Consider the following 17,742-nt stretch of genomic DNA (forward strand, 5'->3'; position numbering starts at 1 on the left):
GACGGGTCGTACTCGGTCGAGGGCGGGGCCGGGCACATCGCCCTCGATACCATCGCTGACGCTCGCGCCGTGTACGCGCACGACGCCGACCTCACCGATTTCGACGTCACGTGCGAGGTGCGTCTTGACACTCCGCCCCGTGGAGAGGCCGGTGGGGCCACCTACCTCAGTCTCGCCGGACGCACCATGGACGCCGGCGGCTCATCCGAGTCCGGGTACCGGATCAGCGTGGCGTGGAGAGTCGACGCCGGGCGCGGCCCCCACATCGTCCCCGACATCAGCCGGATGGATGACGGCACCGGCTCCAATCTGACACCGGTTCGAGCGCCCATCCCCGGCATGGAGTACACACCGGGCGAGTGGGTGCGGGTGCGGGCCCAAGCGGTCGGTCCCGAGCTTCGTATTCGCGTGTGGCCGGACGGGTCTCCCGAACCTGAGGTGTGGCACGCGCAGGCACACGACACGGGGTATGAACAAGGTGCGTTCGGGTTCCGAGCAACCATTACCAACCAGGCTTTCGATACCGACCCGTCGGTCATCTCTGTCCGTGACCTCCGTGTACGCAACCTGCGGCAACAGGAATTGCCGCACGTGGTGAGGTTCACCGGCGAGGTGTCCTCGTGGCCGTCTCGGTGGGACGTCGCCGACGTGGATGTGACCGCGCCCATCGAGGCGTCCGGGATCCTGCGTCGTCTCGGACAGGGATCGAAACCGATCCGGTCGGTGACACGCCGCGCCGTCCCCTCGTTCCTTCCGGTTGCGTATTGGCCTATGGAGGAAGGCCGTACCGCTCGTTTCGCGAATTCCCCGACTCCTGGTGTAGAGCCGATGCGGATAACGGGTCTGCATTTCTCCGAAGACGATTCTTTGGACGCTTCACGGCCGCTACCGACGGTGGGGGCTTCCGGCGCGACAATGTCGGGACCAATCCCGTATGTCGACGCGCTGGGTTGGGAAGTGCATGCGTTGGTGCATTTCCCGGATGAGCCGGAGATCACGCCGTGGACTTCCGATGACGACAACCAGGCGGATTTTCTCTCGATCGATTCGACGGAGATCCGGGCGACCGCTGATTTCATCAACATCGGGGACGAGGAGGCCCCCAGCGTGTCGCTGCGGTGGCGGCTGTTCTCTCCTGACGGGGATGAAATCTCCGGGACGCAGGTGTCTGCGTCGGCGCTGTGGGGTGGCTGGAGGCGCATAGCTATTCGGGCCGCCCCGAATGGTACGTCCACCGAGGTGTCGATCCGGAGGACCTTTGTTGAGGTTGGGACGACTGAATCGGTCCTGACTCAGCCGCAATCGTATTCCGGGCCGCCGGGTGCACCAACTGCGATCATGGCGACGATCGGGCCTGAACTTGAGGGACTCAGTATCGGCCACGTCGTCGTATGGGGAAGCCACAACGTCTACCACTACATGGACGCGTCTGCTGGGTGGGACGGCGAGACAGCGCGACTCCGGCTCACGCGAATGGCAAACGATTTCGACGTTCCTGTTCTGGTGAGCGGCATCGCCGGTGAACGGCTCGGCCCCGAGCAGGAGGGCACATTCCTCGACGTCGTCGAGGAGGCGACGGCATCCGACCTCGGGTCACCCGGGGAGGACCGGGCGAGCCTGGCGCTCACCTACCGGGGTCGGGACCAGATGTACAACGCGAAGCCCGCCCTCATCCTCGACTACGCGGGTGGGGAGATCTCCCCGCCGATGGAGCCCGAGGACGACGACCAGGCGCTCCGCAACGACGTCGAGGTGCAGAGGTCCTCCGGCATCGCTGTGCAGGTCGAGGACACCGACGGCCCCCTCGGCGTGGCCCGCGTTGGCCGCTACGACGAGAGCGTCACCCTGTCCCTGGCCACCGACAGTCAGGTCGACGACCAGGCCGGGTGGAGACTCCGCCTGGGCACAGTCGACGAGCTGCGGTGGCCGGTCATTCACCTGAACCTCGCCAACCCGCGGCTTTCATCCCGGGTGGAGGACGTCCTCGCCCTCGACGCCGGCGACCGGGTCCGCATCCTGAACCCACCGGAGTGGACGCAGGAGCGCGCGCTCGACCTCATCGTGCAGGGCTACGAGGAACACATCGGCCTGTTCCAGTGGGAGATCACCCTGACCTGTACACCGGCGTCACCGTGGCAGGTCGGGAAGATCGGCGAGGAGGAGGTTGAGGCACCGCCGGATGCGCCGATGCGCGCCGACACGGCCGGGGCTGAGATCGACTACGGCCTCGACGAGACCGAAACGCTGCTCATCGTGTCGACCACCCGCGGACCCGCATGGGTCACCAGTGACACCCGCCCCGGCTGTTTCCCGTTCGACATCACCGTCGGAGGAGAGATCATGCGCGTGACCGGCATCGTCGGGACCGGTGAGTCAGTCGGCCAGTCAGTCGAGGTCGAGCGCGCCATCAACGACGTGGTCAAAACCCACGCCGCCGGCACCGCTGTGCGGCTGGCTTACCCGGCCACCGCCGCCCTATGAGAGAAGGAGGTGCCCGTGTCGCTCTACCAGTGGCGTGCCGGAGAGATCATCACCGCCCAGAAGCTCCGCAGCGGAGTCCAGTTCGGGCTGGTGAACGTCATGCCCGACACCAGTGTCGGTAGCGGAGCCCTCGGCTCCTCGTACTACCGAGGCCGAGCGGACATCACGTTCGATGTTCCCTTCGCCGAGATCCCCACGATTCAGGTGACCGCCCGCACCTCGGTGCCTGGTGGCACGTTCATCGAGGCCACGTACACCGACGTGTCCACCGACGGTTTCACCATCGTGATCGCCCGGTCCAACGAAACCTCCACCAACGTGGATTGGTTGGCCATCGGCAGGCCCGACCTATGAGAGGGGCTGACGTTGCCCAATAACAGAGAGACCCGCCCCATCCTTGGGCACACCGTGACGGCCGCGGACCTGTACGGGGAACTGCGGGAGATGAGCGGGAAGCTGAGCACTGCGATCACTCACCAGGAGGTGACCCGCGCCCAGCTCCGCGACCACGAGCAGAGGATCCGCGCTCTGGAAGCGTGGCGCTACGCACTTCCGGTCAGTGCGTTCTCAGCGATCATCGCAGCCGTTGCCGCGGTTGTGAGTGCGTTCGCATGAGTATCAGATTGAAAACGACATGACAGTTTGTTATATTCATGTCAGCTACTGATGTACTCATATTGAAAGCAAGACCCCCGGAGGCCATGGCAGCGGACACCGGGGGCTTGCTCGGGGCCTCATCTCACGTGCGCGTGAGATGAGGTCTCACCACTGGCGGAGAAGCTCCGAGAGGAGTCGCGCCAACGCCGCAGCGAAGCGCCAAATTCCGGGGTTCTCCCACCATTTTTTCTTGTTGTGAGTCACTGATCTCCCTTCTCTCAGGCACCGCGCCGGTGAGCCAACACGGCGCAACCATCATCTGCCGGCGTGATGACGGTTGAGATCAGATCCCACATCCCAGGTATAGCATCTCGCCGAGCTCTGAGTTTTCAATATCGAAAACCTCAGACCTAAGAATCATCTGATCGCGGCGACCGTGTCACGATGATTCGTCGCCCGGACTCTTCAGCCTGCTCGAATCCATGGGCAAACGCGCTGAGAATTTTTTCTTCATCTCCAGCCCCGCCGAGCGCGGGGCTTCGTCATGTCTGGAGGCCCCGTGGACCAACCCACGAACTACGTCACCCGGTCTGACCTGGGGTGGCCATCCACCAGCGGTGGAAACTCGGCCACGCCCCGGTCGGGGCTGGTGGTCCACTACGACAGCAGCGACCAGAACCTCGCCAACAAGCCGCACGCGGACTGTCTGACCTACTGGCGCAACACCCGCTCCTTCCACATGGGCCCGCAGCGCGGGTGGGCGGACGTGGGCTACAGCTGGCTGAGTTGCAGCCATGGCTACGTCATCGAGGGCCGCGGCCTCGGCCGGGAACAGGCCGCACAGCCCGGCGGGAACCGCACGCACTACTCGGTGACGCTGGCAACCGGCCCCAACGACGCCATCACCGACGACCAGATCAACGCCGTGCGCGAGCTGCGCCGGTGGCTCATGGACGACCACGGCAACGCCGGCACCGTGCTCGGACACCGCGACTTCACCGCCACCTCCTGCCCCGGCGACCGGGCGTACCGGATGGTGCAGGACGGCACGTTCACCGGCGCCCCGGGCGCCATCACCAGCGAAGGAGATGAGGAAATGCTCGGACTCAGCCGTGGCGACAAGGGCGCTCGTGTGGAGAGCTTGCAGACCAGCCTTAGGCATGCCGGATTCGCGGACCTGCTCGGCCCATACGGCCCCCGCGAGGACGGCGTCGACGGAGATTACGGGCAGGGCACCGAAGATGCCGTTCTCGCCGCCCGGCAGTACGTGGGCTCCGGCGCCAGCTCGGGTGCGTCCGTGTCCGGCCCGGCCGCCGCGCAGATCCGTCGCGCGGTGGTCAAGCGCGACATCGAGCGCGCCCTCGACGGCCTCGACCTGACCGAGGGGGCGTGCTGATGGGCGAGCACACCGGGCCTGCACCGGCTCCCGACGACGCCGCCACCCGCACATGGCGAACTCTCCTCCAGGCCCTCGCTGTGACCGCGGTCGTCGGTGCGGCCACCGCCGTAACCCAGCTCGTCGGCGACGGCGACGCTCTGACCCTGGCCACAGTCGCCACGACCGCCGGCACCGGCGCTCTGATGGCGGTCGGGGCATGGGTCCACCGGAAGCTCGACCGCTACCTCGAACGGGGCCGCGGGTGATCCCACGCATCTTGCACGCCTGGTGGGGTGGCCCGCAGATGCCGCCCCACCTGGTCGCCTACCTCGACGAGTGGCGGCGCCTGCACCCATCGTGGGAGTTTCGCTTGTGGACCCCCGAGACAACACCGGACCTCGGCGGCCACCAGGACCTGTACGAGCACCCCGAGATTTACAGCCCGAAGTCTCACGTGTGGCAGTGGAGGTCGGACCTCGCCCGGTACCGGATCCTGCAGACCTACGGCGGGGTGTACGTCGACTGCGACCTTGAGCCTCTCCGTCCGGTCGATGACCTCCTCGACAACACCGCGTTCATCGCCGAGGAGGGCCGCGGCTACCTGAACAACGCGTTCATGGGCAGTGTCGCCGGGTCCGCGTGGATGGGGGACATCCTCGCCGGGCTCCGCGCCTCGGTGCTTGCACAGCCGCGGGCACGGTCGAACCGGCAGATCGGTGCGCACTATCTGACTCGCACCGCCCGGCGACACCCCGAACTCACCATCCTCCCGAAGGAGAAGGTGTACCCGTTCCACTGGTCCGAGCTCGACGCCAGGAACCGGCCGACGGTCGAGGGCGCGTACACCCGTCACCACTGGTGGAACAAGACCAAGCAGGTCGAGGGGGAGGTGGTCGCGTGAGGCTGTCCGCCACAATCATGGCCCACCCCGTGCGCAGGGACAGCGCCCAGCGGGTGCGCGACGCCCTGGATCGGGACGTGGGGATCGTCTACGACGAGGCGCCCGAGCCGTCCCGGGATCCCCGGCAGCGGTGGCGCACAGGCCGGCGGGCGTGGGAAGCACACGACTCTTCGGCTGACTTCCACATGGTGATCCAGGATGACGCGCTCGTCTCCCGTGACCTGCTCGCCGGACTGGAGAAGGCCCTCGACCAGATCGGCCCCGAGGGCCTAGTGTCCGCGTACACCGGCACCGGGCGGCCGAACCAAACCCACATCCGCCGGGCTCTGTCCCGCGCCACGGTGCGCGGCGACGCGTGGATGACGACGCGTTCCTTGTGCTGGGGCGTCGCCATCCTCGCCCCCGTGGCCACCATCCCGGACATGCTCAAGTGGTGCTCGCACTCGTCGAAGAGTCGCATGCCCTACGACATGAGGATCGGTCGGTTCTACAGGGACCGGCTCCGGTGGCGCACCTGGTACACCGTTCCCTCCCTCGTGGAACACCAGGACGGGGCTTCGCTGTGCGGCAACGACCGCGGCCACAGGAGGGTGGCCCACCGGTTCCTCGGAGAGGACCACAGTGCCCTGTCCGTCGACTGGGCACGCACCCCGCCGGCCGGGCTCCCGGTCCTGCATACCGAACCTGCCTGAGTTCCCCGGACAACGACCGCCCCCGCTCCACCACTCGGTGGGGCGGGGGCGGTTTCGTCGTGTCAGGACTCGGTGTCGTCGTCCGCGTCGAGGTCGATCCCGAGGTACTCAGCGATGAGGTACGCGCCCTCTGGGCCGACAGCGTCGAGGATCTCCGCGAGGCGGGCCTGATCATCCCGGGTCAGGGGGTCATCATCCATGCACAGGGTGTACCCGGTCAGGCTCGGGTGATCCGGCCGGAGAGCAGGTTGTCCAGGTCAGGACGCACCTCCGCCGACCGGGTCAGGAACGTGCACACCTTGCCCCGGCGTTCGACTTCCCGCAGGACTGACCACCCCTGCACGTGGGAGTAGTAGCGGACCAGCTCCGGGGCGAATGTCCCTCGCCGTACTTCCCGGTGGCCACTCTGGGCGGCGTGGTCGAGGGCCCATCGGGCCACGATCCACCCGAGCCGCCGGTCGTTCGGGGTGGTCCACGTCGAGGCCAGGAAGAGCGCAGATAGGTCCTGTTCCTCTTCGGTGAATGCCCACGCGGGCGACTCGGTGTAGGTGGTCGTGCACCCCACGACGGTGCCGTCGTCGTCGAGTAGAACCCAGTTCGGGGTCTCTGCGTCGCCGGCCTGTTCGGCCATGGCCGCCGCGGCTCGGCTGCTCACCTCGACGCCGCGCTCCTCCAACCACCGCACGCGCTGGGCCACCATGTGCTCGATGCCCTCGGCGTCGTCGGCGACTGCCGGTCGAATCTCCATCACACGCGCGCCCTGCCAAAAGCCCATATGTCGTCACCCGTTCAGTAGTTCGCGGGTCCGCCGGTGCAACAGCGGCGCCACCGCTGGGTCGTCTCCGCGTTCGATGCGCAGCAGCAGGCGGGCGATCACGTAGAGCTGTGCGCGCACCCCGTCGGGGGTGTCGAGCTGGTCGGCGAACACCTCGCGCACCTGTTCGGCGGTGGCCGGGTGGGTGAGGCTGTGGCAGTACAGCGCTGCGGCGTCGAGTCCGGCCGGCGCCCGTCCCCAGCTCTCCCAGTCCAGGATTCCCAGGTCCGGGCCGAGGACGTTGTTCCAGTGCAGGTCAGCGTGAGCGGTGGTCCACTTCTGCACGGTGGGGTCGATGGCGTCGCCGAAGAATACGACCAGGCGCCGCGTGATGGTGTCTTGGTCGACGGCGACCCGGTCCGTGTCCTGTTCGGCCAACCGGTCGAGTGCGCCGCGCAGGTCCACCCACCATCGAGCGCTCGTCTCGGGTGCCTCGGAGAGGAAGGGCGTCGGCGAGCACACCCGCCCGGGAAGAAGGGTTGCAGCCTCGGCGCGCACCCGCCGGGGCGGGTCGTCCCACTCGGCGACCTCGACCACCTCGGGGCGGGCAACCCCGGTGAGTGCGGAGGCGTCGGCGTTGCCGGTCCAGAACTCCCCGTGCGCCCACGCGGGGAACTCGCTGGTCACCCGCACCCACCGGTCACCGCCCGGACCGCGGGCGGGCGCGCCGATGGTGCGGTCATGCCACCCGAACACCGGTTCCCCGACCAGGTCCAGGCCGAACCCGCCGGCGGCTTGGTCGAGGAGTTCGCGCATGTGCGCGCGGTGGCGCTGGTCGGCAAGGTCGCGGGCGGTGGTCATGGGTCGACGATATGACGAAGGTAGCGGCCGGGGTCGGACATGTAGCGGCGCCAGTGATCGACCATCTCCAACTCGTTCCACGTGGTGCGGCGCGCCCCGTGGTCGCCGACCTCGATCACGTCGGCACCCGGCAGGGCGGACAGGATCGGGCTGTGGGTGGCGCAAATGATCTGCGATCCGGACTCGGCGAGGTCGTGCATGAGGCCGACCAGGCGCAGGCACGACATGAAGCTGAGAGCAGCTTCGGGTTCGTCCATCAGGTACAGGCCCGGCTTGTCGAACATGGTTTGAAGGATGATCAGGAACCCCTCGCCGTGCGAGTGCTCGGCGAGGTTCTCATCCCAGTAGCCGTGCATGCCCGAGACGGCTTCGGCGAGGCCGAACGTGGTTTCGGCGCGCAGGAAGTAGCCCTTGCGGGCGCGGCGCCCGGCACTCATGTGTCGGGCGCCGCGTTGGGTCAGATCCAGGCGTAGCCGCTCGCCCAAGACACCCTTGGGGCGGTTGTTGGCGTACTTGCGTCCGGCCCTGCCGCCGCGTGCGTCGAGTCCGTAGGCTTCGGCGATCCCCTCGACCAGGGTCGACTTTCCAGACCCGTTCTCACCGACCAGGAACGTGACCGGCGCCCGCAGCTCCAGTGGTTCGGAGAGCAGGCCGCCCACGGACGGGACTGAGTACGGCCACTCGGCCGGGTCCGGGGCGTCGAGCCCGGTGGGGATGTCGATCCCTTGGACGAACACGCGTGCTTCCTTACTTGTAGTCCGGCGCGCACCCACCGGCCGGTGTGCACGTGCCGGTCGGGTTGCATGCCGGGCTGCACGAGGGGCCGCACTGCGGGTCGCACATCTTGGGTACGCACCCAGAGGCTTCGGTGAAGTCAGCTTCGAGCTGTCCCACCACGGTAGCCATTCGGTCGCTGGTCATGATCTCGTTCAAGGACTGTTCCAGCACGGACCCCACCGGAAGCCAGCGGGTGAAGACACACGGCCAGACCTGACCGTCAGGCGCGACGGCGAGGTTGCCGTGTGCGCACCGGCCGCACAGAACCGAGGTGTCCGGCTCGGCCTCGGTAGCGGCGCCGCGGCCGACCCCGCGCAGGTCGTCATAGCGCACTTCGCCAAGGTCGAGGGTGTCGAGCTGGGCGCGCGCCTGGTCGCTGCGCTGGGACTCCAGAACGCCGATGAGACCGGCGCGCAAGGGGATGTTGCGGCGCCGGGCTTCGGTGATGTTGGACAGGGTGCGCGCGTGGGTGGGGCGCTTGGTGATCTTCTCGTGCTCGGCCGGGTCGTCGGAGTACCACGACGTGGCGAGACGAACGCCGGGGCGCTCGAACACCTCCCACAACGGGGCGGGGACGTGCACGAGGTTGCTGAACACCTCGACTTCGAGGCCGCACCCAAGGGCATGGTCGATCAGGTCGGACAGGTCGGGGTGCAGGGTGGGTTCGCCCCCGATGAACTGCACGAGACCGGCGCCGGCCTCGGCGACCTGGTCGATGGTGCGGCGCCAGTCATCGGCGGGGCTGGGNNNTGGGTGCAGGACAGTTGGCATTTGCCGGTGATCTCCAGCCAGACGAAGCGCAACGGGGGAACCGACGTCTCGGGGGTCGTGGTCGCTTGGGGGGTCGTCACGAAGAGGTTCCTCTCGGGGTGGGGGCCGTCCTTGTGGTTCCCCCGCGCGCCCGGGTGAACGCACCGGGCACGCGGGGGAGGTCTACTTGCCGTTCTTCTCGGCTTCGCGGCGCTCGCGGGCGCGTCGGTCCGCCTCTGCCTGCGCGGCCTTCTCGTCGTTGTTGAGGTTGTTGTTCGCGTTCGGGTCGTCGGCGTCGTAGGTCTTCATCGCGGTCTCTCCTCTCCGGAAGGGCTTAGGCGCCCCGGCTTCGGCGAGCGGGGGCGGGGGGTTGTGGGTGCGACCGTGGCCCCGTCTGGGGAGTCGGGGCGTTGTGTGTTGTCGCCGGCCGCACCCGTGTGTGTGGGAGGCGCCCGCCCGGGGGGTTTCCCTGAGAGCGTCCGGGCGGGCGCCCCTGCGCCGACCCCCACNAGGCAGCGGCCGGGATTGGCTCGGCGATCTCGATGAGTACGGCGAGGTTGAGTGCTTCGGTGCTGCCTGTGGCCACGCGTGCCTCCCACCGGCGGCGCCGGTGTTCCTCGTCGAGCACGTAGGGACGCACGACCATGCGCCTCGGGAGCGGGCGGTCGGCCGGAACAGTCAGCAGCTCCTCGGCCACGGGACCACCCCCTGACCGATCGCCTCGCCGGGCTCGTGGAGGCGTGCCTCCAATGCCTGTGGAGTGGGCTCCATCAGCGTCGGGGTGACACCGGTTCCCGAACGTCGGGGGTTGGCCATCCACCAGTTCGGGGTTCGCCAGATCCGCCAGTGCTTGCCGTAGGTGCGCTGGAGGTAGTCGAGCACGGGGTCCTCGGTCATCAGGGCATCGCCTCCGCGCACTCGATCGCGGCGTGGAGCTCGGCGGCGGTGGCCGCCCGCAGGCCCTGAAGGGCAGGGCGGGGGTCGTGCCGGACGGCGTGGAAGGCGCCGGGGGCGCCGCCGTGGTCGGCGTAGCGGGTGATGTCCCAACCGGTCCCGTGGGCGGCGACGAGGGCAGCGAGCTCGGGATCAGCCGAGGCGGTCGTGGTGGGGGGTGCGGTGGCGGCCATTCACACCGCCCCCCGAGTGAGCAGGATCCGAACCAGTTCAGCCAGTGCGGCGAACTCGCCGGGTTGGTGCACGTAGGCCCGCACCCGGCGGGAACGGGTCGGTCGGTAGCGCATGGCGCACACCTCCAAGTGGGTGCCGGGTGGGAAGCCCGGCGACTGCATTGGGTGGGACCATCATCGTCATTGGCCGCCGAAATTGCAATGCCAAAGTCAATACTGTGTGCGGTAGCTTTCTCTTGGCCCCTCACCTGCAAGATTGGCGGACGGAGAAATGTCCCATCATGCGAAGTTCCCAGTAGGATCGGCGAGGAGAAGCCGAGCCCAAAGGAGTCCTGACGTGTCCGGAAGCCCCACAGTGCGCCGCCGGCGCCTCTCGAACCTCCTCAGGGAGCTACGCGAAGGGAAGGGGTTCACTGCACAGCACGTCACCAAGGAACTCGGGTGGTCGCGGGGGAAGCTCACCCACATCGAGCAGAACCAGTGGAAGCGGCCCAACCGGCGCGACATCGAGGACCTCCTCGACATCTATGAGGTGACCGACGCCGAGCGGCGGGATGAGTTCCTCGCCTTGGTGAAGCAAGCCCGGGTCCCGGGCTGGTGGGTGTCTTACTCGGACGTGCTCGGCAGCGGCACGTTCGTCGGCCTGGAGGCCGAGACCCGTTCGATCAGGACGTTCGAGGCGTTGGCCATCCCCGGACTACTCCAGACCGAGGAGTACGCGCGTGCCGTGATCCGCTCCGGAGGGGTCACCGACGAGGACGAACTCGATCGACGAGCACAGGCTCGGATGATCCGAAAGCAAGTCATTTCCGGGCCCGATGCCCCTCTGTACTGGGCTATCGTCGACGAGGCAGCCCTGAGGAAGAGCCCCAAAGGCCAGCTTGAACACCTGCTCGATGTGCAGAGCCCGCGTCTGGGCATACAGGTGCTCCCAGACAGCGCGGGTCCGCACGCCGCGCTCACCGCCCCGTTCGTGATCTTGGACTTCCCGGGCACCGACCCCTCGGCGGTCTACGTGTCGACCTGGTCTGATGAGCTTTACCTCGAAGAGCCTCACCAGATCGAGGCTTACGAGACCCTGTGGCGGCATATCCAAGCCACCGCCATGTCGGTGGAGGACTCCCGAGACCTGATCCGGTCGTTGATCGAACCGACGTAAGAGAGCACCCATGAGCATTTCCCACACCGACCCCAAGTCGTGGCGCAAGTCCAGCTACAGCGGCGCTCGCGACCAGAACTGTGTCGAGGTCGGCGACTTGCCGAACGGTACCGCCGTCCGCGACACCCAGCACCGCGAGCATGGGCACCTCGTGTTCGAGTCCGCCGAGTGGTCTGCACTGCTCGGCATCGTTCGCAAGTAGACCCACACGAAGAGGCCCCGGTCGTTGACCGGGGCCTCACGCATGCATACCCAATGCATTTCCCACCGGGAGTCTACCGGTTCGGGCGAGATACCGGAAAGGCCCGGCGCGCACGCTACGCCGGGCCAGTGGCGGCGACGAGCCACCTGGGACTCTACGCCCCTTCACCTCGGGTCTCGCGCGGCACGCCGGAGTAGACCTGCCCGGCCACCTCGGACACTTCGCCGGCGGGGATCTCGGCGACCTCCCACCGCCATGTCTCAGGGGAGTCGCGCCACTGCTCTACCCACGTGATCCGCGCCCGGAGCCCGCCCGAGGTGTGCACCCAAGCCAGGAGGTAGACGAGTCCGCCCGCAGTGCGCGCACGCACCACGGGCGGGACGGTCGAGAGCGCCGGGCGGTACTCGGGGTCCATGTCCGCGATCCTCACACCGGTGTGGCCACCGGCTAAGGACCTACGCGGCCACGGGGGTGTCGGCCATGGCCGCTCGGACCGCGGACAGGATGCGGCGGCCGGTGCGTTCGGACACCGGGCCGTGGCCGGTCCCGGCCAGCAACTCGACGATGTCCGCGCCCGTGGCCGTGTCCACGGCCACCTCGGTGGCCGGGTCGGTCAGCCACTCCATGACCGCGTCCTCGCGCTCACCGGTGGCCACGGAAGTCGGGGCGGACACGGCCACCGGGGATGGGGCTCTCGGTACGGCGGCGCGGACAGGGGCAAGGACCTCGACCGCGGACACCAGGTGTCCGCCGCAGATCATCGGCCGGACGCCCGACAGCGGCGCGACCAGCTCCTCGACGGTGGCCACCTGGTGGCAGATGACCGGCGCCTCCTCCCTCGTCGGCAAGGTGTCCGCGAGGGTGCCTGCGGACACGGTGGTGCCGCAGATGACCGGACGCGTGTCCAGCGCGGCCAAGAGGGCCGTCCTGGTCAGGGTGGCTACCGGCACCGTCCGGCCACAGATGACCGGACGTGCGGACACGGCCGAGGCCTCGCGCTCGACCTGTTCCTCGGCCACCGCACGGGCGGCGGCCACGCGGGACATGACCGTGGCCACGTGGATCATCCGGCCACCACAGATGGCCGGGCGGGTCTCCCCCGGTTGGTGGCCGTGCGCGCCGATCCGGACAGCGGACATGGCCAACTGGTACGCGAGCTCGGCGGCCACCGGCACCCACAGGCTGACCACGATGCCCGCCCACCCGTAGCCGAGACCGTGGTGCACGTTCGCCCCCGTCGTGGCCACGATCCCCACCACTAGAGCGATTTTGGCCATGGCCGGGGGCGTGTGGCCGACGCTGCGAGCGTGGCCGATCGCTGCGATGGACAACACCACGAGCGCGTCGACGGTGACCGCGATGACCGCGGCCTCCCACGGGGCCGCGCCGGCCTCGATGGCGAACGTGCGGATGTGGCCGTAGGAGACGACCACGAGCCCGACGGCGATCGCCAGGGACCCGGTGATGGTCGCGTAGTAGGACAGCGGGACGTCACGCACCGGGCATCTCCTGCCCCTCGTAGGTGGCCGTGAGTCCTGCGAGGAGGTCGTCGAGGTGGGGCAGCGCATCGCACAGGACCCGGCCGGGCGCGCGTTGGTAGCCGTGCGCGTCGAGGACGGCGAACACGTCGGCGAGGAGCCCGGTGGTCGGGCGGGCAGCGGTGGTGTACTCGCTCACTGGGCACCGCCCTCGGTGCGGGACAGGCGAGCGGAGTTGATGCGCCCCTCGTAGGCGTCGAGAACGTCGCCGAGGAGGGCGATCGCCGCTCCGCGCGCGGCGTCGTCGTGGCAGTGGTGGCCGTGCGCGTCGAGGACGGCGAAGAGGTCCGCGGCAAGGCCGTGGGTGGGTACGCTGTTCACGTTCGTCTCCGGGTTCATTCAGGTCCTGTGGAGATGGACAGGCCCCGGCGGGTGTGGGTAGCACCGGCCGGGGCCGTTTCGTTGTGGGGGTGAGTCAGTGGCGGGTCAGTCCATCAGCTCCCACTCGCACCCGCCGGAGAGCTCCAACGCGGCGTCGGACTCGTCAACGGTCACGGTCGCCGCGCCCTCGGTGTTGTTGTTCGCGATGATCTCGTCGAACTCCCCGCTGGTCCCCGAGAGGCGGGCGTAGTAGCAGCTCGGGACAATGGCGTCTGCCTCAGGCCCGGCGGTGGTGTAGTCGCCAGCGGGGATGTCGTCCCCGATGCGGTGGATGCCGTCGCCGACAACGACGCCGTCATCCTCGGGTGCCTCCTCTTCGGGGGCTTCTTCCTCCGGAGCGTTCTCCTCGGTGCCGCCGTCGCCGTCGCTGTCAGCCTCGGCGGCCTCGGTGGTGGTGTCCTCGGCGACGTCGTCGCCACCTGCGGTCAGCACGGCGCCGCATCCGATGAGGAGGACCAGCAGGACGGCCGGGATGCCGCACCCGAAGGCGGCGATCTTGGCGCCGGTCGACATGCCCTGCTTCGGGGCAGGGGCGGGGCCGCCGGCGTGGTTCGGGGGATAGCTCATGGGAAGCTCCGGTCTCATTTCAAAGTGGAGCGGCTGAGCGGGGCCGCGGGGTCACGCCGTGCGTGAGCGGGTGCGCGGTCGTCGATTGAAGGTAGCTCATGCAGGAGCTCTTCGGGAGAGCTCCGTAGTGCCGTCTTTCTGCCATTTCAGTGGAAGGTTCGGCGGTATCACTACCCGTCGCACGACGGTCGCTGCTATGGTCACCGTGACCTTGCATTTCCTGCTTTGCACGACGGTTAGCGAAGCTACTACCGCTACTAGGGATACCCGCGAGCAGATGACACTGCCCTCACACGAGGTGGCGGACCTCGGCCTCTCCGGGGCCGGGGTCCGCCGGGTCGACTGGGCCGAACGCTCCATGCCGGTCCTGCGCAGCGTCCGGGAACGCTTCGCGGAGGAACGCCCCCTGGAGGGGTTGCGCGTGGCCGTGTGCATGCACGTGACCGCCGAGACCGCGAACATGATGCGTGTGTTGCGCGCGGGCGGGGCCGAAGTGTGGCTGGCCGCCTCCAATCCGCTCTCCACCCAGGACGACACCGCCGCGGCGCTCGTGACGGAGTACGGCGTCTGCGTGTACGCCTGGGCCGGGATGGACACCGCCGCATACGACCGCAACCTCGTCACCGTGCTCGAGTCACGGCCCCACCTGCTGCTCGACGACGGGTGCGACCTCGTCAACACGGTGCATGTGGCCCGCCCAGACCTGCTCGCGGACGTGATGGGCGGTTGTGAACAGACCACCACGGGCGTGATCCGGCTCCGGCGTATGAGCGCCGAGGGGGAGCTGCGGCTGGCCCNGACACCGCCACCAAGCGCATGTTCGACAACCGCTACGGGACCGGGCAGTCCACGATCGACGGGATCCTGCGCGCCACCAACGCCCTGATGGCCGGCCGCACCGTGGTCGTGGCCGGGTTCGGGTACTGCGGCCGCGGCCTCGCCGAACGGGCCCGCGGCATGGGTGCGAGGGTCGTGGTCACCGAGGTCGACCCCGTCAAGGCCCTGGACGCCGTCATGCAGGGCTACACCGTCACCACCATGGACGAGGCCGCGCCCATGGGGGACGTCTTCGTCACCGTCACCGGTAACCGCGACGTCATCGGCCCACACCACTTGGCCCGGATGCGCGACGGCGCGGTGCTCGCCAACTCCGGCCACTTCGACCTCGAGATCGACCTGGACTCGCTCGCGCGCATGGCGGTCGAGGTCAACCCGGGCGTGCGCGAACAGGCCGACGAGTACGTGCTCACGGACGGCCGACGCCTGCTGCTGCTCTCCGAGGGACGCCTGGTCAACCTGGGCGCCGCCGAGGGCCACCCGGCCGCCGTCATGGACCTGTCGTTCGCGGTGCACGCCCTGACCACCGCCTGGATCGCCGAGCACCACGGGGAACTGGAACCCGGCGTCGTGGACGTCCCCGACTCCACCGACACCGAGGTCGCCCGGCTCGAGCTGGCCGCGCTCGGGGTCTGGATCGACAGCCTCACCCCGGAGCAGGAGTCCTATCTTCGCTCCTGGCACGTCTGAGGGGCCGACCACAGGGACGGGACCGCGGCGGCCCGTGGGGCCCGAACCCGGAACCGGGCTCTAGCCAGGGCCTGTTCGGTGAACACCGATCACCTGCTGCGCGGCGCCCCAGCGGCACTCTCGCTGCGTTCTCATCGGTCGACGGCATCCGGGCCGACCCCTGCTTCGGCCTTGCGACAGCACCACTGGCTGCGCCCACCCGTCAACCGCCACCGCCCTCGACGGACGCCTGGCAGCGCAGTAGCCGGCCGGAGCAACGGAAGGCCTCCACCGAACAGACCCTAGGAGCCGAGCCCGCCCGAGCCCGCTCCGCCCCGACCGAGACGGGGGCCCGCCCAGCCGGATCCGTGGGTCCACACGCCGTTGCCCTCGACCTCCGCGCCCAGGCCGCGCCGGCGCCGCTCCGCCAGCACCGCCGCCAGGAAGTAGGGCGGCGACGTACCCGGGGGCGGGGGCGGGCTGATCTGCGCGGCGACCGCCTCGGCCAGCTCGATGCCCAGCTCGTGCCGGGTGTGCTGGGCGAGTTCGTCGTAGCGCAGCACGTACTGGCGCGCGTCCGCGGCGGTGTCGGGGGAGAGCCCGGAGAGCTCGGCGTTGGCGGCCCAGCCCTCGAGCTGCGGAGGCATGCTGATCGTCTCGTTGCGGCGGCGCCCCGTGCGCTCCTCCACCACGGTCGTGCCGGCCACGAAGTCGCCCAGGCGGCGGCCGTCGCGGTTGACCAGAGAGGTGATGAGGGCGACCGTGCCCATGGTCATCCACACCTCCACGACGGACATGAGCGCACGGCCCAGCGCCTGTCGGAAGCGTTCCGGTGACCCGTCGGTGCCCACCACGCGCAGGCCCAGAGCGAGTTTGCCGAGGGACCGGCCGCGCGAGAGCGTTTCGAACGCCGTCGGGTACCCCACGATCACCAGGACCGTCACACCCAGGGACATGGCGGCCAGCGCCGCATCGTCCAGGCCGGTGCTCATCCACGAACCGAGCATGGTGAGCGCCAGCAGTGCGATGACCTGAACGAGCACGTCGAGGAAGAGGGCCACGGACCTGGTCGCGAACCCCGCTGGCTTCAGCTCGAGCACCACGGCGTCTCCGGTGACCAGGGGTGTCGATCCGTAGGGGTCGTCGTGGACCGGCCCACCGCCGGGATAGGACACCAACTCACGCTCCCTCGGGCTCTGCGGCGCACGTCCCCCACGACACTACCCGCCCACCGGGCACCCCGTTCCGCCCGCAGGACGTGCCCCGGCGGCCATCGAGTAAGGTCCGGAGCGTGGATATCGACGTGTTCGCGGCGACACACGCCCAGGAGTGGAAGCGACTGGACGAGCTGGTCCGGCGGCGGCGTTCGCTCTCGGGCGCGGAGATCGACGAGCTGGTCGACCTGTACCAGCGCGTCTCCACGCACCTGTCGGTGGTGCGCTCATCAGGCCAGGACCCCAACCTCGTCGCCCGGCTGTCGGCGCTGGTGGCTCGCTCCCGCTCGGCTGTGACCGGCGCGCACTCCTCCTCGTGGGGCGAGTTCACGGGCTTCTTCACCCGTACGTTCCCCGGCACCCTGTACCGCCTGCGCTGGTGGTGGATCGGGGCGAGCCTGGGAACACTGCTCATCGCCTTCGCGGCCGGCGCATGGGTCGTGCTCAACCCCGAGGTGCTCAACGCGATGCAGACCCCCGAGGGGATGCGGCAGTACGTCGAGCACGACTTCGCCAACTACTACGCCGAGAACCCCGGTGCCTCGTTCTCCGCCCAGGTGTGGACCAACAACGCCTGGGTCGCCGCGCAGGCGATCATCTTCGGCGCCTTCCTCGCCCTGCCGACGATCGGGGTGCTCGCCGTCAACGGTGCGGGCATCGGCTCGTCCGGCGGGTTGATGATCGTGCACGGACGCGGGGACGAGTTCTTCTCCCTGATCCTGCCGCACGGCCTGCTGGAGCTGACCGCGGTCTTCGTCGCGGGCGGTGTGGGGCTCAAGCTCGGCTGGACGATCATCTCGCCCGGTGAACGCACCCGCCTGGCCGCCTTCGGAGCGGAGGCCCGCGCCGCCATGGCC

General features: G+C 68.8%; 24 protein-coding genes and 1 pseudogene. 11 read left to right on the forward strand and 14 right to left on the reverse strand.

The annotated features are described in order from the left end of the window. The 7 genes from D474_RS0103005 to D474_RS0103035 form a co-directional block, all read left to right on the forward strand. The coding region (locus tag D474_RS0103005) for a hypothetical protein (protein ID WP_017612119.1) at positions 1–2,481 on the forward strand (2,481 nt) is incomplete at its 5' end. Between the two features lie 15 nt (positions 2,482–2,496). Then, a complete protein-coding gene (locus D474_RS0103010) occupies positions 2,497–2,835 on the forward strand; it encodes an H-type lectin domain-containing protein (protein WP_017612120.1) in 339 nt (112 codons plus the stop codon). Positions 2,836–2,889: 54 nt separating this feature from the next. Beyond that, entirely contained in the window at positions 2,890–3,096 is a 207-nt protein-coding gene (locus tag D474_RS0103015; RefSeq protein WP_239646988.1) for a hypothetical protein, read from the forward strand. Positions 3,097–3,637: 541 nt separating this feature from the next. After that, positions 3,638–4,474, forward strand: a complete 837-nt coding sequence (locus D474_RS0103020) for a peptidoglycan recognition protein family protein (RefSeq protein WP_017612122.1) — start codon at positions 3,638–3,640, stop codon at positions 4,472–4,474. Then, positions 4,474–4,722: a hypothetical protein gene (locus D474_RS0103025; RefSeq protein ID WP_152476612.1), complete on the forward strand. Its 249-nt coding sequence runs from the start codon at positions 4,474–4,476 to the stop codon at positions 4,720–4,722. Before D474_RS0103020 ends, D474_RS0103025 begins: the two co-directional genes overlap by 1 nt. Further along, positions 4,719–5,357: a glycosyltransferase family 32 protein gene (locus D474_RS0103030; protein WP_017612124.1), complete on the forward strand. Its 639-nt coding sequence runs from the start codon at positions 4,719–4,721 to the stop codon at positions 5,355–5,357. The genes D474_RS0103025 and D474_RS0103030 overlap by 4 nt, the downstream gene beginning before the upstream one ends. Beyond that, positions 5,354–6,049, forward strand: a complete 696-nt coding sequence (locus D474_RS0103035; RefSeq protein WP_017612125.1) for a hypothetical protein — start codon at positions 5,354–5,356, stop codon at positions 6,047–6,049. Before D474_RS0103030 ends, D474_RS0103035 begins: the two co-directional genes overlap by 4 nt. 62 nt (positions 6,050–6,111) lie before the next feature. Here D474_RS0103035 and D474_RS32560 read toward each other — a convergent pair whose 3' ends face one another. From D474_RS32560 to D474_RS0103080, 8 genes are all read right to left on the reverse strand, one after another. Further along, positions 6,112–6,249, reverse strand: coding sequence for a hypothetical protein (locus D474_RS32560; RefSeq protein WP_017612126.1), 138 nt, complete (start codon positions 6,247–6,249; stop codon positions 6,112–6,114). 17 nt (positions 6,250–6,266) lie between these two features. After that, entirely contained in the window at positions 6,267–6,797 is a 531-nt protein-coding gene (locus D474_RS0103045) for a hypothetical protein (RefSeq protein WP_017612127.1), read from the reverse strand. Positions 6,798–6,830: 33 nt separating this feature from the next. After that, entirely contained in the window at positions 6,831–7,664 is an 834-nt protein-coding gene (locus tag D474_RS0103050) for a hypothetical protein (protein ID WP_017612128.1), read from the reverse strand. Further along, positions 7,661–8,401, reverse strand: a complete 741-nt coding sequence (locus tag D474_RS0103055) for an AAA family ATPase (protein ID WP_017612129.1) — start codon at positions 8,399–8,401, stop codon at positions 7,661–7,663. The genes D474_RS0103050 and D474_RS0103055 overlap by 4 nt, the downstream gene beginning before the upstream one ends. Positions 8,402–8,411: 10 nt before the next feature. Then, the gene (locus tag D474_RS0103060) at positions 8,412–9,212 is read right to left on the reverse strand and encodes a radical SAM protein (protein WP_017612130.1); all 801 of its coding nucleotides are present in this window, start codon (positions 9,210–9,212) and stop codon (positions 8,412–8,414) included. A gap of 162 nt (positions 9,213–9,374) precedes the next feature. After that, on the reverse strand, positions 9,375–9,500 hold the full coding sequence (locus D474_RS33810; RefSeq protein WP_017612132.1) for a hypothetical protein: 126 nt from the start codon (positions 9,498–9,500) through the stop codon (positions 9,375–9,377). Between the two features lie 369 nt (positions 9,501–9,869). Next, positions 9,870–10,088: a hypothetical protein gene (locus tag D474_RS0103075; protein ID WP_017612133.1), complete on the reverse strand. Its 219-nt coding sequence runs from the start codon at positions 10,086–10,088 to the stop codon at positions 9,870–9,872. Beyond that, positions 10,088–10,318 carry a hypothetical protein gene (locus tag D474_RS0103080; protein WP_017612134.1) on the reverse strand — a complete coding sequence of 77 codons (231 nt, stop codon included), beginning with the start codon at positions 10,316–10,318 and terminating at the stop codon, positions 10,088–10,090. Before D474_RS0103080 ends, D474_RS0103075 begins: the two co-directional genes overlap by 1 nt. A gap of 337 nt (positions 10,319–10,655) precedes the next feature. Here D474_RS0103080 and D474_RS0103090 point away from each other — a divergent pair, with 337 nt between their 5' ends. Together D474_RS0103090 and D474_RS0103095 are read left to right on the forward strand one after the other, a co-directional pair. Then, positions 10,656–11,477: a helix-turn-helix domain-containing protein gene (locus tag D474_RS0103090; protein WP_026118123.1), complete on the forward strand. Its 822-nt coding sequence runs from the start codon at positions 10,656–10,658 to the stop codon at positions 11,475–11,477. Positions 11,478–11,487: 10 nt separating this feature from the next. After that, positions 11,488–11,679 (forward strand): DUF397 domain-containing protein, encoded by a 192-nt coding sequence (locus D474_RS0103095; RefSeq protein ID WP_017612137.1) that lies wholly within the window; start codon positions 11,488–11,490, stop codon positions 11,677–11,679. 154 nt (positions 11,680–11,833) lie between these two features. Here the strand turns inward: D474_RS0103095 and D474_RS0103100 are convergent, their stop codons facing one another. From D474_RS0103100 to D474_RS0103120, 5 genes are all read right to left on the reverse strand, one after another. Further along, positions 11,834–12,094, reverse strand: a complete 261-nt coding sequence (locus tag D474_RS0103100) for a hypothetical protein (protein WP_017612138.1) — start codon at positions 12,092–12,094, stop codon at positions 11,834–11,836. Between the two features lie 40 nt (positions 12,095–12,134). Further along, the gene (locus tag D474_RS30335; protein ID WP_026118124.1) at positions 12,135–13,178 is read right to left on the reverse strand and encodes a DUF2637 domain-containing protein; all 1,044 of its coding nucleotides are present in this window, start codon (positions 13,176–13,178) and stop codon (positions 12,135–12,137) included. Further along, a complete protein-coding gene (locus D474_RS0103110; RefSeq protein ID WP_017612139.1) occupies positions 13,171–13,356 on the reverse strand; it encodes a hypothetical protein in 186 nt (61 codons plus the stop codon). The genes D474_RS30335 and D474_RS0103110 overlap by 8 nt, the downstream gene beginning before the upstream one ends. Further along, positions 13,353–13,538, reverse strand: coding sequence for a hypothetical protein (locus D474_RS0103115; protein ID WP_152476616.1), 186 nt, complete (start codon positions 13,536–13,538; stop codon positions 13,353–13,355). The genes D474_RS0103110 and D474_RS0103115 overlap by 4 nt, the downstream gene beginning before the upstream one ends. A gap of 105 nt (positions 13,539–13,643) precedes the next feature. Next, complete coding sequence (locus D474_RS0103120) at positions 13,644–14,165, reverse strand: hypothetical protein (protein ID WP_017612141.1); 522 nt, start codon at positions 14,163–14,165, stop codon at positions 13,644–13,646. Positions 14,166–14,442: 277 nt separating this feature from the next. Here D474_RS0103120 and ahcY point away from each other — a divergent pair. Beyond that, positions 14,443–15,692: pseudogene (gene ahcY, locus D474_RS27475) on the forward strand (adenosylhomocysteinase). Between the two features lie 281 nt (positions 15,693–15,973). Here ahcY and D474_RS0103130 read toward each other — a convergent pair. Next, complete coding sequence (locus D474_RS0103130) at positions 15,974–16,846, reverse strand: RDD family protein (RefSeq protein ID WP_017612142.1); 873 nt, start codon at positions 16,844–16,846, stop codon at positions 15,974–15,976. Between the two features lie 116 nt (positions 16,847–16,962). Here D474_RS0103130 and D474_RS0103135 point away from each other — a divergent pair. Continuing rightward, on the forward strand, positions 16,963–17,742 hold a 780-nt coding region (locus D474_RS0103135; protein WP_017612143.1), incomplete at its 3' end, for a stage II sporulation protein M.

The sequence above is a fragment of the Nocardiopsis salina YIM 90010 genome (assembly GCF_000341025.1).
GTDB classification, from domain to species: domain Bacteria; phylum Actinomycetota; class Actinomycetes; order Streptosporangiales; family Streptosporangiaceae; genus Nocardiopsis; species Nocardiopsis salina.